This is a genomic window from Brevibacillus daliensis (genome assembly GCF_021245735.1).
In the GTDB taxonomy this organism is placed as follows: domain Bacteria; phylum Bacillota; class Bacilli; order Brevibacillales; family Brevibacillaceae; genus Brevibacillus_B; species Brevibacillus_B daliensis.
In genome coordinates this window covers 130,062-145,752 of the sequence record NZ_JAJISB010000003.1, presented here as the reverse complement: position 1 = coordinate 145,752, position 15,691 = coordinate 130,062, and the positions used below count along the sequence as shown (strand labels likewise).

Below are 15,691 nucleotides of genomic sequence, written 5' to 3'. Positions count from 1 at the left end.
TTTTTTTCGCTGTCATAAATAACTCCACGAGTTAATCCTCGAGTTTCACACTTTCGGACAAAAAAAATAAAGCCCATCTCTCGACGGGCTCCGTTGTTACCAAACTAAAAATCTTGATCCTTTCGCTTTAGCTCCCATGACTATCGGCTTAGTGTCGGGCGTCCCGACAACGACCATTAAGGAGTAATGATCATACAACTCGCCGTAATAGTCTTTGGTCGGTCCTTTACCGTCAACTTCCGATGCCAGTAATCGGATAATACCATCCCCCACCTCTTTCGCAGCCTCTTCGCTGGTCGCAAAACCAACTGTAGCAGCTAAAGTCACCTTATCCCCTTCGACCAAAACAGCCGCGTCTCTTACATTGTTGTTAAATTTCTTTGCGTACTCGATTGTGTTCTTAATAGCTTCGTCGGTTATCGCGATCTTTGGCTTTTCAGTGGTCGAGGTTTCTTTTGACGACGTACTTGTTTCTGCGGATGCTTGCGGATGACTAGTGGGCTCGTCGTTGACTACAGCAAATACGAAAAGGACAAATGATAACGCAGTGACTATCGACACGTGTCTTCGAGACGGCTTGAAACTTCCTCGAAAAAACCAATTCGGGTTAATAATTACAACTAAAGAGATAATGAATAATAATATAGAAGCACTTCCTAGAAGAGCCACGAATAACAACCTCCTTGAGTACTATGTATGTATACGATTAGTTTACTAGATTATTAAGCTTAATCCAATGAAAATACGCATTTATCAAGGATTTTCAAAAATTATTAAAATTCCATTCGCCACATAACTCGAAAAATAATACGAAAGATAATATTAATGTTCGGATTTACTACTCACAAACGGTCAGTCTATCCGCATAAAATTACGCCAGCCCCGGAGGACTAGCGTATTGATTCGCGATATACATTTCGGTTACACTATGAGACAGCGACACGTCCGATAAATTACAGGTCCTTACGGAAGGTTTTTACGTTATCTTTATCGATATCGTAACAAAAAGTTTATCGGAATCTCCGTCAAATTTTCGCTTAAATTTACGGGAACAGGGCGGCTAGCTTACCGCAAAAACACCGTAGCTACGGGCTTTACGAAATCTTCGCCTCAATCCGCAGCTTGTCAGCCACCATAGCAATAAACTCACTATTCGTTGGCTTCGCCTTTGTATGGGACACCGTATACCCGAACAAACTGGATATCGAATCCAGATTTCCACGGGACCAAGCTACCTCGATAGCATGGCGGATGGCTCTTTCTACACGGCTTGCGGTGGTGTTAAACTTTTTGGCAATATCAGGGTAAAGCACTTTTGTAATGGAACCAAGCAATTCCACATCGTTATAAACCATTGTGATGGCTTCTCGCAAATATAGATATCCTTTTATATGAGCAGGTACACCAATTTCATGAATAATGTTGGTGATACTTGCATCCAGATTGCGTCCCTTATGTTGACTTAACGCGGAGGTTTTAATTACTGGAATAAAAGAATTTTTTGAACTGGTCATTTGACGAATACGTTGTGCTAATACATCCATATCAAATGGCTTCAAAATATAATAAGATGCCCCAAGCTCCACTGCTCTTTTCGTAATCTCTTCCTGACCAAAAGCAGTCAGCATAATAATTTTGGGTTGCGGTGATAATCTCATTGCCTGGATTTGCTCCAATACTGCCAACCCGTCTAAATGTGGCATGATGATATCCAGAATGATAATATCCGGGATTTGTTTTTCAACAATTTTCAGAACTTCATTCCCATTATAGGCAACACCTACTACGTTCATATCATTCTGTCTGTTAATGTAGTCTTCCAACAAGCCTACAAATTCACGATTGTCATCTGCCAATACAACACTAATATTACTCAAATTCGTTCCTCCTTACGCGTCTTCGTCACAGATCGTAAAAGAATGCTCAAATGAAGTTCGCTCATGACTCTTACTGAAAATAATTCGACAGCACACATACAGTTCCTTCCTTTGACGAAACATTGAATGATTTCTCTTATGATTCGACATAAGCCATGTTACTTAATTGGATTATGTTTAGAAAACTTGGCTTTGCCAAGCCTTTGGCGTAGGCAAAGCCTTAGTTGCACTTATGCAGATAAGAATTGTTATAAATTCTTATCTGTCAATGAAAAAACTCAAGGCCGCAGTTAGCTAGCCTTGAGTTGGTTGAACGTATTTTTTTCTGCAACCCCCGCGTCTTGTAACATCCATTCAATAAAACAGCCGTAACCCGATGTCGGATCATTAACAAAGACGTGTGTAACCGCCCCGACCAGCTTCCCATCTTGAATGATTGGACTACCGCTCATCCCTTGAACAATTCCGCCAGTTTTGTCCAAAAGTCGTTTGTCACTTACCTTAATGATCATTCCTTTTGTGGCGGGAAAATGTTGTTTTACGACATTTACAATTTCTATGGAAAACTCCTCAACCTCCTGACCGTTTACGACAGTCAAGATTTTCGCTGGACCTTCCTTTACTTGCTCAGCGAGTGCAATGGGAATTGGTTCCTGCCACTTCGTCTTTTTTGGTTTATCTTTCATTTTACCAAATATCCCAAATGGCGTGTTTTTGGTAATGTTTCCAAGCACTTCACTCTCATTGTAAAAACGAGCATACTTTTCTCCAGGGTTTCCGCTTTGTCCTTTTTCAATAGACGTGACACTTGCCTGTACAATTTGTCCGTCCCCTACTACGATCGCTTGCCCTGTATCCACATCAGAAATGACATGACCCAATGCTCCGTATGCTTTGCTTTTTGGTTCGTAAAATGTCAATGTCCCTACACCAGCTGCCGAATCTCGAATGTAAAGCCCCATTCGATACTGGTTTTCTTTCTGGTCTTTAGCTGGCTGAAGTACAAGGTTGGTTTTTTCTTTACCTCGGACAACGAGCAGATGTAATGGCTGGTTTTTTTCGCCTGCTTCATGTACTAGCTTTTTCACTTCATTCATGTCATGAATATACATGTCATTCATTTTTACGATCATATCGCCAACTTTAATACCAGCCGTTTCACCGGGTGATACTTTCTCTTTTCCGGTATCGATTAAATGATGACCTACGACCAAGACACCCGCCGTTTGCAATTTAACCCCAATTGATTGACCACCTGGGATTACTTTTGTATCGGGTAGCACATTTACTTTTATCTCTTTAATTGGCAAGCTACCAACTTTCCATTGTAAACGTGTTTCTCCGACTTTTTTGGAAGCTACTTGCAGGGGGTGTCTAAAATCAACGTGTACTTCACGAGAGCCTTGCCCATTCACCTGCAGAATATCGGGGTTACTGTTGGTCAGTGTACCCGAGGCGGGAACGGAGAGTTGCAATTGCTTAAGCGATCCTTCCATCATACGCATTTCCTTTGGCAAAGACGTTACATCTTGAAAGGGGGTCGAAGTAACAAGTAATGCCGTGAAGAGTAAAAGCAGAGATCCTATCCATGTTCTTTTCTGTCTTTGCATCACCCAGCATTCACTCCTAGCTTCCCTGCCTACACCTACAGCTACACCTCACTTGCTTATCCTTTACTATTACCTGCCCCGATTTCCTTTATAACAACAAAAAGCTGTCAATTTCAGTTGACAGCTTTTCGTTCATCGCCAAGCAAAATCATTTCCTTGGCATGTTCTTTTGTTTTCTCTGTAACCTCAGCACCACCGAGCATACGAGCAAGTTCATTAATACGCTCTTCTTCGTTCATTAGTGACACCTTTGTACTGGTTTCGTTTTCTTCCATTTGTTTTTGAATATAGAAGTGGGCATCGGCCATAGAAGCAACTTGTGGCAAATGCGTAATACATAATACTTGTCGGTGTTTGGCAACACGAGCCAATTTTTCCGCAATCGCTTGCGCTGCTCGTCCGCTAACACCCGTATCCACCTCATCAAAAATCAGTGTTCCAACCTGCTCTGTGATGGCTAAAATACTCTTAATCGCTAACATGACACGAGACAGCTCACCCCCAGAAGCAATTCTGGTTAAAGGTCGGAGTGGTTCTCCAGGGTTAGGAGCGATCATGAATTCTACATTATCAATTCCACGACCATTTACGCGAACCCGATTTCCTTCAATTTCAATTCCTTTATCATCATGAGTCTGCCTCACTTCTATTTCAAACCGAGCCCGCTCCATATGAAGCTCTTTTAATTCTTCCTCAATGAGTCTGGCTAATTCTTTAGACAAATCACGTCGTAGCATACTAAGTTCCAAAGCTTCAACGGAAAGGTCAGCCTCAGCTTCTGACAACGCCTTCTCCATTTGTTGCAAACGATTGTCATAGTTCTGAATATCGTCTAGCTCATCCTGTATGGCAGCAGCATATTCCAGGATTTCATTAACAGTCTTGCCATACTTTCGTTTTAGTCCAGACAATTGATCGAGTCTACCTTCAACCTCCACTAAAAGCATGGGGTCAAAATCAAGACGATCCTTCATCTGTCTCAGTTGATGAACAGAGTCTTCCACCTGATAATAGGCAGACGAAATAGCCTCCACCACAGGTGCTAATTGTTCATCATACTGCTGAATACGCTCTAATTCACCCATCGCATGGCTTAGCCACTCCAAACCACGCTGATCGCCATATAGCGAAGCATAAGCATCCTGAACACCTTCAAAAATCTTTTCGATGTTAGCCCACTTCTTCTTCTGCTGCATGAGCTTGTCGTCTTCTCCTGGGACCAGCTTTGCTTTTTCAATCTCATTTAATTGATAGCTTAACAGATCGATACGTTGCACCAATTCGCGTTCGTTTTTTGCCATTCGGGCTAAATCCTGTGCAGTCTTTCTGTATTTATGGTACAGTACCCCGAACTCTTGCTTGGTCTTTTCCAATTGGTGCTCTCCAAAAGCATCCAGCCAGCGAATATGTTTATCTGCCTGCATGAGTGACTGATGATCGTGCTGTCCATGAACATTTACCAGCCACGGCCCCAGTTCACGTAACATAGCAAGAGTAATTAGCTGACCATTTACGCGTATAATACTTTTTCCTGTACTGGAAATATCACGTCTAACAACCAGCATACCGTCCTGATCTAGTTGAATGCCAAAGCCCTCGCAAACAGCATAAGCAGGATGACCAGGTTTTATTTCAAACAACCCTTCCACTTCAGCTCGCTTTTCGCCATAACGTACGAATTCGGCAGAGCTACGATCGCCAAGTAACAAACCAAGAGCATCAATAATGATTGATTTACCCGCTCCTGTTTCCCCAGTCAGGATATTTAAGCCTTGTCTAAAAGAGATTGTTGTTGATTTTATTATGGCAAAATTACGTATGGTAAGTTCGTGGATCATGGTAACCCTTCCCTTAGATCATTTCTAAGAAACGCTCTGTAATATCTTTTGCATTTTCTTTTGAACGGCAAATGATTAGGATCGTATCGTCTCCGCAGACACAACCCATGATCTCATTCCAGTTCAAACTATCTATCAGAACTGCTACTGCATTGGCGTTCCCCGGCATTGTTTTTAACACAATCATATTCTCTGTGTTATCAATACTGACAAAGCAATCAAGAAGTACACGCTTCATTTTTTGTAGAGGGTTAAATTTTTGATCGGTTGGAATTGAATATTTATAACAACCGTCACTCATCGGCACTTTTATCAGATGAAGCTCTTTGATGTCTCGAGACACGGTCGCCTGTGTCACGCTGTAACCGGAAGAACGCAAATACTCTACCAACTCATCTTGGGTTTCAATTTCGTTATTCATGATGATTTCCTTGATTTTAATATGTCGTTGGCCTTTATTCATGTTTCTACTCCCATTCACCTTGTAATTTAGTTCGAATTAGTGTAAAAAAGTTGCCTTGTCTCCATTTAACCAGCCTTGTGACATGATCTGATTTTTGCACGTAAATCTCGTCACCACCTTCTAGTCGGTAACCAAACTGCCCATCAATGGACAAGCCAATTTCATCATGAACAGCATCTACCTCTATCCGCATCTGTTGTTCCGATGACAAAACGATGGGCCTTGCCGTTAATGAGTGTGAGGCAATCGGGGTCAAGAGCAGCATAGGGACATTAGGTGCCACAATCGGTCCACCAGCTGCCAACGAATAGGCAGTAGATCCTGTTGGACTGGATACGATAAGTCCATCTCCATTAAACGTACCCACGTAATAGTCGTCTGAGTAGACCGTACATTTGATGATACGGCAAAACGAACCTTTGCTAATCCCAATATCATTCATGGCTGTATAGACGGCTAATCGTTCACCGCCACGATACAATTCTGTTTGGATCATACTTCTTTCTTCCATATGATAATTTCCAGACAATAAGTTTTCTACCGCTTCAGAAAGGTTATCCGGCTCCGCTTCTGACAGGAAGCCTAATGTACCCAGATTAATGCCCAGAATAGGCAGTTCATGACCAGCTAATTGCCTGGCTATTGCCAGCAATGTTCCGTCTCCTCCCAATACACATAGCATGTCCACATGCTTAGAAAAATCATATAAAGTGAGGGCTGTATCAGTACGTCCTATTGAACGAGCAAGGTCTTCCTCCAGATAAACGCTCGCTCCGCGTTCCTCCAAAAGATAGAGAAGCTCTCTGGCGACGACCCGAGCTTCCGGTTTCCCCTTATTAGCGATGATTCCAATGGATTTCACATCGTCACCCCAGTATATCGTTGTCATCGGCACAAAAAAAGCAAACCGTATGAACTTGTTAGACATTAGCCCATGGTGTGGATTCTGGGATGAAGGCTTATTGTCTGAACTATATAATTATGAATTGATTACATATGAATTCTAATCTTTATACAATTATACACATTTTCTTGCATAGGACAAAGTACTGTTTCTACTGGTTTCCTCTTATTGTACAATCTGATTACAAAATGCTATCATTCATGAAAAGCCGCTAGGGGTGTAACCATGCATAAGATCGAAAATGAGACATCTGTTGAAGTATTTCTTATCGAACCGACCGCCAAACTCAAGGAAGAATATTTACAATTTTATAACGAATGGGTTGAAAGTGGAGAAAGTATTGTCCCAGCCACTGTCGATCGAGATCCACAAGATTTTGATCATCTTCTTAAAGAATGGCAAGCTGAAAAAATAGCTGAGAATTTGCCAGAAGGCTGGGTCCCTGCCTCAACGTATTGGCTGGTAACAAAAGAGCGTTCCATTGTTGGAGCCGTTAATATTCGGCATGGATTAACAGAAAAGCTATCTCAAAGTGGCGGTCATATTGGATACGGTGTGCGACCTTCAGCAAGAAGGAAAGGGTATGCAAGTAAAATGCTGGCACTTGCTTTAGAAAAGGCTTCTGAATTAGGCTTAGATCAAGTACTTGTAGTATGTGACGAAATCAATACAGCATCATGGAAAACGATTCTTAAGAATGGGGGTATTGAGGATAGTGATTATTTTGAGGTGAATGGAAACGTAGTGAAAAGATTCTGGATTGAAGTGGGGGATAATAATGAATAAAAACTTGCAGTCTTTTTCCATTATTTTTTTGGGCATATGTATTCTTTTAAGCTCTTGGTTCATTTCACAATCTTTACGCTCAACTAATCAGCAAGTTAATTCAACATCAAATGAACAATTTAGATATGAGTTTATCTCACCAAATGAGTCCAACATCATCATATTCGATAAACAAACTGGCGAGTATTGGCGTAAATATATTGAATCGAATCAGGGACCGACCAATTGGGAGAAAGGAAATTCGCCCATTTCTACACCATCAAATTAACATTGAATTATTAATTGAATTATTACATTCACACAAGTACCTTTCAACTCCAGGATACTTTTCTCCTAATGGAGTTACCTTAAAACCAAATTTTCGGTAAAACTCTACTGCGTCTTTATCAGTTTCAGCAGAAATATTGGTTAATGAATATTTTTCACAGATAAGCGTAATCATCTTGCTACCGATCCCATTACCTCTTTCTTCAGGAGAAACAGCAATATGTTTTATTACACCGTTATAACCGTGTAATTCTATTCCTATACAGCCTACGATACTATTTCCCTTTTTGAACCCAAACAAATGTTGGTTCGGAGAGACTAAATACTTCCTATACGCTTGATCAACCTTTTCGAAAGATGTAGCATACAATAACAATTCCCTTACAGAAGGTTCGATGATATGTGAATACATTTTTATTAACAAACGATCACCCGCTTCTCATTTTTTCTGCTCCGGTTCATTCACTGAACTGAACTTACTCAAAATCGTCTATACATATAAAGCTAGCACAGCTTTTAACCATGCTAGCTTTTTTGCTATAATCACTTATTTCAACGTTTGATGTGCTTCCTTCACCAGCGAGCTAATTCGTTCCATCCACCAAGGATCTTCCTCAGCAGATATCTCAACCTTTTCAGCTGGTTTTTGAAGATACATTAAAAATTCGATATTCCCCTCTCCGCCCGTAATCGGCGAAAAGCTAATTCCCTTTACTTCAAAGCCAATGGTTGAACTGAACCCAGCAATCTCTTCTAGCACCTCTTGATGTACAGAAGGATCTCGCACGATTCCGTTTTTGCCCACCTTCTCTTTACCTGCTTCGAATTGAGGTTTTACCAAGGCAAGGACATCTCCACCCTCAACCAGGAATCCGTACAAAACAGGTAAAATCAAGCGAAGAGAGATAAATGATACGTCAATTGAAGCGACCTCTGGTTTCTCATCATCAAACACTGTTGGGTCCAGATGACGAAAATTGGTTCGTTCCATGACGATAACACGTTCGTCCTGACGCAATTTCCAAGCCAACTGATTGTAGCCTACATCTATTGCATATACTTTTCGTGCACCATTTTTCAGGGCACAATCCGTAAAACCACCTGTAGACGAACCAATATCCATCATAACCTTATTCGTCATATCGATATGGAATTCGTTAATGGCTTTTTCCAGCTTCAAACCGCCTCTGCTCACATACGGATGTAGTTCCCCTTTTACTTGAATGGCTACATCCTCGGCAAATTTGGTCCCAGCTTTATCGCATCTATCGCCTGCGACAATAACGAGTCCTGCCATAACAGCCCGTTTTGCTTTTTCACGTGTCTCGTATAATCCTCGATCAACGAGCAATACATCTAAACGTTCTTTTTTCATAAGTTCATTATGCCCTCTGTTTATTTGCTGGTAGTAGTAATGAACGCACACGGGTAGCAATTGCTTCAGCAGTTAAGCCGATCTCTTGACGTTGTTCACTGACGCTGCCATGTTCGACGAAATAATCAGGAACGCCAATTGCTTCAACAACCATATCATGATATCCCTGTTGTGCATAATAATCGAGCACAGCGCTGCCAAAACCGCCTTGAATACAGCCTTCTTCCACCGTGACGATATCCATGTTCTCTTTTGCCAGACGAGTAAGCAACTCCTCGTCCAACGGTTTACAAAAGCGTGCATTGATAAAAGTTGGGGTGATACCCTCTGCACGCAGAGTCTCCACCGCTTTTTCGGCTACATCAAAAATGTGACCAAAAGAAAGGATGGCAACTCGCTTCCCTTCCTGAATAACCTCTGATTTCCCAATAGGAAGCACCTGTAGTTCCTTATCAATTGGTACACCAAGTCCATTTCCTCGTGGGTAACGGAAAGATATAGGTCCATCATATTCGATGGAGGTTTTCATCATGTGACGCATTTCATTCTCATCTTTTGGCGCCATGATTACCATATTAGGAATTGATCTCATAAACGCAATATCATATACACCTTGATGTGTCTCTCCATCTGCTCCGACTAGTCCTGCACGATCGACAGCAAAAACGACAGGTAGGTTCATTCTGGCTACATCATGAATCAGTTGGTCGTACGCACGTTGCAGGAATGTTGAGTAAACGGCAAATACCGGTTTCATTCCTTGTGTAGCTAAACCGGCAGCAAAGGTACATGCATGCTGCTCAGCTATACCTACGTCAAACATGCGATTCGGGAAAACTTCAGCATATTTTAATAGACCAGAACCGTCAGGCATTGCAGGTGTGACAGCTACAACACGGTCATCTTCTTTGGTTAATTGAATCATTGTTTCAGCAAAGACTGATTTATAGGCAGGTGCATGACTAACGGCTTTGATCATTTCGCCAGATTCGATCTTATAAGTATCCGCTCCATGCCATTTCATAGCATTCTGTTCGGCAGGAAGGTATCCCTTACCTTTTTTAGACACTACGTGGACGAGCACAGGTCCTTTTGTCTGTTTAGCCGTTCGCAACGAATTAATCACTAACTCTAGATTATGTCCATCTACTGGACCTAAATAAGTAAAGCCCAATTCTTCGAAAAGAACACCAGAGACTACCATGTATTTCATGCTGTCTTTTAATCGTTCAGCCAAATGAGCCAGTTTTCCGCCTACCGCTGGAATAGCTTTCAGCAGGCTTTCCACTTCATCCTTAGCACGAACATAGTTATGATCGGTACGTAATTTTCCTAAATAGTTGTGCATTGCACCCACATTAGGAGCAATTGACATTTCGTTGTCATTTAACACGACAATCACATTTTTCTGTTCATGACCAATATGATTTAATGCTTCAAATGCCATTCCGCCCGTTAGAGCACCATCACCAATGATGGCTACGACAGAATAGTTTTCATTTTGCAAGTCGCGGGCGCACGCCATGCCCATGGCTCCTGACAATGAAGTACTGCTATGTCCTGTTTCCCAGACATCGTGCGGGCTCTCATGCATTTTTGGGAAGCCGCATAACCCCTTGTAACGACGTAACGTAGGAAATGCATCCATACGTCCTGTCAAGATTTTATGAACATATGCCTGGTGGCCTACATCCCATAAAAACTTGTCACGCGGGCTGTCAAACAGGTAGTGCAAAGCTACGGTAAGTTCTACAACTCCGAGATTGGGAGCTAGATGCCCACCAGTCTTCGAAAGATTTTCAATCAAAAACTGACGAATCTCCTCAGATAACTGTTTCATCTCGGTAATTGATAGTTGTTTCAGGTCTTTCGGGCTTTGCAGTTTTTCAAGCAACACTGTAACCCCTCGCTTTCAAAAACATAAGTACATCCTACTTCTTTACATATTCTTGTCACGAATTATAAACGTTTCCGGACAAAAAAACCACTCTCACTTCTATGACACTAATTTACCCGTTCCATCACATAATCAGCTAGAGCAAACAAGGCCTCATGTGTAATCCCTGCAGAAGTTAAGGCAGCCTTTGCATCAACAACCAAACTATGTAATCGTTCTTTAGATTCCTCTAATCCCAGTAATGACGGATAAGTTGCTTTTTCGTTTGAAACATCGCTTCCCACAGATTTACCAAGTAACGCGGCATCTCCTTCAATGTCCAAGATGTCATCCTTGATTTGGAAAGCTAGTCCTATTTTAAAAGCATATTGAGTTAGAGCGTCGATCTGCTCAGGCGAAGCTTCTGATAAATACCCTCCGCCACGCAAAGAAGCTACTAGTAAATCTCCTGTTTTATGTTGGTGAATATATTCAAGCTGTTGTAAGGTAAGGGCTTGCCTTTCTCCTAGCATATCAGCCATTTGGCCCCCAACCATGCCTTGTTCTCCTGCTCTTTTACTTAGTTCTACCAATAGTTGAACTGTCGTTTCTGGTTTTACCTCAGGATGATGCAAGTATGATTCCGCTACGAGACCAAATGCTCTCGTGAGTAAGGCATCACCGGCAAGAATAGCCGTTGCTTCCCCAAACACCTTATGATTAGTTGGCTTGCCTCTACGTAAATCATCATCATCCATAGCAGGTAAATCATCATGAATCAATGAGTAGGTATGTATCATTTCAATAGCGATCGCATAAGGAAGCCCTCGTTCAATTGGTTTATCGAAAGCTTCTAAAACGGCTAACACCAAGATAGGACGTAAACGCTTCCCACCTGCCATAAGTGAATAATGCATGGATTCATACAGGGGGGCAGGAATGTTATGTTGTACTAGTGCTTCTGGGAATTCTTTTTCCAGACGCTCAATCTTTTCACGGAGGTAGCTCTTCAAATCAAAAGGCATCCTTATCCTCCTCTGTCATTTGGAACGGTCGCTCTTTGACACTTCCGTCTTCATCAAGCAATTGTATTACTTTTGCTTCAATATCATCCAGTTTAGAAGTACAAAGTCGAGACAGTTTGACACCTTCTTGATATAGTTCAATGGACTTTTCAAGTGGTACGTCGCCCTCTTCTAATTGGCGAACTACTTCTTCCAAGCGCTGCATTGCTTCTTCAAATTGTAACTCTTCAGCCTGTTCCTTCGGTTTACGAGCCATTTTACTCTTCCTTTCGCTCTGTTTCTGTCACCGTAGAATGAATGATTCCATCTGTCAATCGTATCATGAGCTTCTCACCTGGTTCAATTCCTTCAACGGATTTAATCAATTTTTCTTCCTGATAAACGAGTGTGAATCCGCGTTGCATGACTTTTAGCGGACTTAGTGCATCAAGTTGCTGTAAAAGAGATAGACACTCGCGACGATCATGAGTAATACGCAGCTTCATGCTACGTCCTAAACGTTCTCTATTACGCTCTACTTCTTGACGTTGTTCTTGAACTCGCTTCTTTATTTTGACCTGTTGCAGCCTGCTTTTCAAATGCTGATGCTGATCTCGTTTTTTGTTAACAGACTGACGAGTAAGGCTTCCCAGTCGCATACTTAGCTCGTCAATTCGCTGCTTACGCTCGTCAATTCGACGCAGTGGGTTTTTTAGTCCGTATGATTGTTGCAATCGTTTCAGACTGGTTCGTTTTTCTTCCATTTGAGTCTTTAGAGCCCGGAATAATCGATGTTCGAGTTGTTTCACTCGCTCCGTCCATTCCAGATAATGCGGAACAGCAAGCTCTGCAGCAGCCGTAGGAGTAGCTGCCCTTACATCTGCTACAAAATCTGCGATGGTAAAATCCGTCTCATGACCAACCGCAGAAATGATAGGAATAACAGAAGCTGCGATTGTACGTGCTACCTGCTCATCATTAAACGCCCAAAGCTCCTCAATAGAGCCTCCACCACGCCCAACAATCAACACGTCAACGTCGCCTAGCTGATTGATTTGTCTAATTCCACGCACCACGGAAGATGGAGCCTCTACCCCTTGTACGATAGCTGGTGCCAGAACGATATGCGCCTGTGGGTATCTACGTTTGATTGTCGTGATAATATCGCGAATCGCTGCTCCTGTTGGCGAGGTAACTACTCCTACTTTTTTAGGAAAACGCGGCAAAGCGCGCTTGCGTTCTGGAGCAAAGAGTCCTTCTGCCTGAAGCTTTTCTTTTAATTGCTCAAAGGCGAGGAACAAGGCTCCTATGCCATCTGGTTGCATTTCTCTAGCATAAAGCTGATACGCTCCATCTCTCTCAAACACAGAAATGGAACCACGCACGATCGCCTTGGTTCCATTCTTAGGTACAAATTTGAGAAAGCGATTGTAACCAGCAAACATGACCACTTTAAGACGGGAATCCTTGTCTTTCAGTGTGAAGTACATATGACCACTATGATGATGAGTAAAGTTGGATATCTCACCGCGTACCCATACATCTTGAAGTCCGATATCTGTTTCAAGCAATCGCTTGACCTGACGATTAAGCTCTGCAACAGATAATACTTCTCCTGGCTTCATCTGCAATCCCTTCCTCTTCTATTCATTAATTTACAGAGATGCGTTTCGCTGCTGTCAGGGTGTTCTGCATCAGCATCGTAATGGTCATCGGACCAACTCCACCGGGAACTGGAGTGATATAACTAGCTACTTCTGCTACCTCATCGAACAGCACATCTCCTGTTAGCTTGCCATCAACACGGTTCATTCCTACATCAATAACAACTGCGCCTTCCTTCACATGTTCCTTTTTGATCAAGTGCGCTACACCCACCGCTACGATTAAAATATCTGCTTGACGAGTCATTTCTCCAAGGTCTTTGGTCCGGGAATGGCAGATCGTAACCGTAGCATTCTTTTGCAAGAGTAACATAGCTACTGGCTTTCCTACAATATTGCTTCTTCCTACAATAACGGCGTGTTTACCAGCAATCCCTAGCCCAGTGCTCTCGATCAGCTTGATAACCCCATGAGGTGTACAAGGTAAAAACGTTTCTTTTCCGATACTCAAATTACCTACACTTACAGGGTGAAAGCCATCTACATCCTTCTCTTTTGAAATCGCATCAATGACAGCATCTTCATTAATATGAGCAGGCAATGGCAACTGAACCAGGATACCATGAATATTCGGATCTTGATTCAATTCTTCAACAAGAGCTAATAATTCACTCTCAGCGATATCACTCTGTAGACGGAATGCTTTTGAGTATATGCCTGTTTCTTCACAAGCCTTTATTTTACCGTTCACATAAGTTTGTGATGCAGGGTCTTCACCTACTAAAACCACTGCTAAACCTGGCTGAACCCCTTGTTGCACCAATGCATCCACTTCGGTTTTCAAGGTTTCTCGGTATGTTTTTGCGTATACTTTTCCATCAATGATTTGGGCCTTCATCTATATGGCGCCTCCCTATCCTTCGTATATCTTCTATTAGTGTACCGAAAGTGTAGATAGGTGTAAAGACGAAAAATACATACAATAATCCATTAATTGTTCGGATTATGATGGTGATTAAAAGAAAGGTAAGGCACAGTGGTACAGTATCCTACGCTAAGCTATCCTTACAGAAATGAACAAGTGCTTAATATGTCCAAATAGACATACCACAATTATGACAAAAGTAACCGCCACAATCAACTTAAGTTATCGCTATTTAATTTTAGTCCCATTTGTGCGAAAAAGGTGCCTTATCCCGGCGGGTAGCAGAATTGCGTAACAATATCTTTATCATAGAAGGGTTTCTTAACTAGCTTTAGAAAATAGTAAAGTCTGGGTATAACAGGGGATCTGAGAATATTCATAGCTGAGAGCTGATCGCTTAGAAGAGTGGGGAAGTATAAAGTAAATCAAATTGGGGGTGTTTTAGTCGCTAAGCTTAGTTAAAGTAATTGAGGAATATCAATACAAACAAGTACGTGAACTTTTCTTGGAATATGTAGATTCTTTAGGTATCGATTTAAGTTTTCAAAATATCAATACTGAATTGCAAAATATACCGGGTGAATACGCACCTCCTGAAGGCTGTATACTGTTGGCTATGTATAGAGAACAGTTAGCAGGATGTGTCGCCTTAAGGAAAACAAATGAAAATGTTTGTGAAATGAAGAGATTATATGTGAAGCCGGACTTTAAGGGAAAAGGAATAGGAAGAAATTTAGCCTCATCAATAATTGACGAAGCTAAAACCCGTGGATATGAATTCATAATATGGAACAAGCAATTTCGCTTTACCGCTCGTTAGGATTCTATAGTATTGAACCCTATCGTTTTAACCCTATTGAAGGGACAATCTATATGGAGTTAAAGTTATCCTAAGTTACATAAAATTGCGAATTATAAAGAGAGAAGTTAATGTAGTAACGGGAATTGATAGTTGAATAATAGCAGCGGCAGTCAAGGACATTATTTTTTCTGTTCCAGACTGCCGCTTCGTTTGGTATTCAGATCGTTCTAATACTTATTACTTGGGACTAGGGAGCTGTTGTCACCTACTTAGAAAAATCGCCTACCCTCCCCATTCGTTTAACCTTCATTTTTAATGATTCCTCGATATACAAATTCCGGTAATGCTGACTGTCTACGC

General features: G+C 41.7%; 16 protein-coding genes. 3 read left to right on the top strand and 13 right to left on the bottom strand.

Annotation, left to right across the window (positions count from 1 at the left end):
* Window positions 1-96: 96 nt before the first annotated feature.
* From LM917_RS03545 to LM917_RS03520, 6 genes are all read right to left on the bottom strand, one after another.
* Entirely contained in the window at window positions 97-669 is a 573-nt protein-coding gene (locus LM917_RS03545; protein ID WP_232696115.1) for a hypothetical protein, read from the bottom strand.
* A 425-nt stretch (window positions 670-1,094) separates the two neighbouring features.
* On the bottom strand, window positions 1,095-1,877 hold the full coding sequence (gene spo0A / locus LM917_RS03540) for a sporulation transcription factor Spo0A (RefSeq protein WP_232696114.1): 783 nt from the start codon (window positions 1,875-1,877) through the stop codon (window positions 1,095-1,097).
* 290 nt (window positions 1,878-2,167) lie between these two features.
* Entirely contained in the window at window positions 2,168-3,487 is a 1,320-nt protein-coding gene (gene spoIVB / locus LM917_RS03535; protein ID WP_255667933.1) for a SpoIVB peptidase, read from the bottom strand.
* Window positions 3,488-3,600: 113 nt separating this feature from the next.
* Entirely contained in the window at window positions 3,601-5,325 is a 1,725-nt protein-coding gene (gene recN, locus LM917_RS03530) for a DNA repair protein RecN (RefSeq protein WP_232696112.1), read from the bottom strand.
* Window positions 5,326-5,338: 13 nt separating this feature from the next.
* Window positions 5,339-5,788, bottom strand: coding sequence for a transcriptional regulator AhrC/ArgR (gene ahrC, locus LM917_RS03525; RefSeq protein ID WP_232696111.1), 450 nt, complete (start codon window positions 5,786-5,788; stop codon window positions 5,339-5,341).
* A 4-nt stretch (window positions 5,789-5,792) separates the two neighbouring features.
* Window positions 5,793-6,650: an NAD(+)/NADH kinase gene (locus tag LM917_RS03520; protein WP_232696110.1), complete on the bottom strand. Its 858-nt coding sequence runs from the start codon at window positions 6,648-6,650 to the stop codon at window positions 5,793-5,795.
* Between the two features lie 267 nt (window positions 6,651-6,917).
* On the opposite strand from LM917_RS03520, the gene LM917_RS03515 reads away from it, so the two are divergent.
* Together LM917_RS03515 and LM917_RS03510 are read left to right on the top strand one after the other, a co-directional pair.
* On the top strand, window positions 6,918-7,478 hold the full coding sequence (locus LM917_RS03515; protein ID WP_232696109.1) for a GNAT family N-acetyltransferase: 561 nt from the start codon (window positions 6,918-6,920) through the stop codon (window positions 7,476-7,478).
* Entirely contained in the window at window positions 7,471-7,746 is a 276-nt protein-coding gene (locus tag LM917_RS03510) for a hypothetical protein (RefSeq protein ID WP_232696108.1), read from the top strand. The genes LM917_RS03515 and LM917_RS03510 overlap by 8 nt, the downstream gene beginning before the upstream one ends.
* Here the strand turns inward: LM917_RS03510 and LM917_RS03505 are convergent.
* The 7 genes from LM917_RS03505 to folD form a co-directional block, all read right to left on the bottom strand.
* Window positions 7,738-8,169: a GNAT family N-acetyltransferase gene (locus LM917_RS03505; protein ID WP_232696107.1), complete on the bottom strand. Its 432-nt coding sequence runs from the start codon at window positions 8,167-8,169 to the stop codon at window positions 7,738-7,740. The genes LM917_RS03510 and LM917_RS03505 overlap by 9 nt on opposite strands.
* Before the next feature lie 123 nt (window positions 8,170-8,292).
* Window positions 8,293-9,120 carry a TlyA family RNA methyltransferase gene (locus tag LM917_RS03500; protein WP_232696106.1) on the bottom strand — a complete coding sequence of 276 codons (828 nt, stop codon included), beginning with the start codon at window positions 9,118-9,120 and terminating at the stop codon, window positions 8,293-8,295.
* Window positions 9,121-9,127: 7 nt separating this feature from the next.
* On the bottom strand, window positions 9,128-11,017 hold the full coding sequence (gene dxs / locus LM917_RS03495) for a 1-deoxy-D-xylulose-5-phosphate synthase (protein ID WP_232696105.1): 1,890 nt from the start codon (window positions 11,015-11,017) through the stop codon (window positions 9,128-9,130).
* 107 nt (window positions 11,018-11,124) lie between these two features.
* On the bottom strand, window positions 11,125-12,021 hold the full coding sequence (locus LM917_RS03490; RefSeq protein WP_232696104.1) for a polyprenyl synthetase family protein: 897 nt from the start codon (window positions 12,019-12,021) through the stop codon (window positions 11,125-11,127).
* Window positions 12,011-12,277, bottom strand: coding sequence for an exodeoxyribonuclease VII small subunit (gene xseB, locus LM917_RS03485; RefSeq protein ID WP_232696103.1), 267 nt, complete (start codon window positions 12,275-12,277; stop codon window positions 12,011-12,013). Before xseB ends, LM917_RS03490 begins: the two co-directional genes overlap by 11 nt.
* A gap of 1 nt (window position 12,278) precedes the next feature.
* Entirely contained in the window at window positions 12,279-13,625 is a 1,347-nt protein-coding gene (xseA, locus tag LM917_RS03480) for an exodeoxyribonuclease VII large subunit (protein WP_232696102.1), read from the bottom strand.
* 25 nt (window positions 13,626-13,650) lie between these two features.
* Complete coding sequence (gene folD, locus LM917_RS03475) at window positions 13,651-14,502, bottom strand: bifunctional methylenetetrahydrofolate dehydrogenase/methenyltetrahydrofolate cyclohydrolase FolD (protein WP_232696101.1); 852 nt, start codon at window positions 14,500-14,502, stop codon at window positions 13,651-13,653.
* Between the two features lie 532 nt (window positions 14,503-15,034).
* Here folD and LM917_RS03470 point away from each other — a divergent pair.
* A complete protein-coding gene (locus LM917_RS03470) occupies window positions 15,035-15,349 on the top strand; it encodes a GNAT family N-acetyltransferase (protein WP_232696100.1) in 315 nt (104 codons plus the stop codon).
* The last annotated feature ends 342 nt before the right edge of the window (window positions 15,350-15,691 follow it).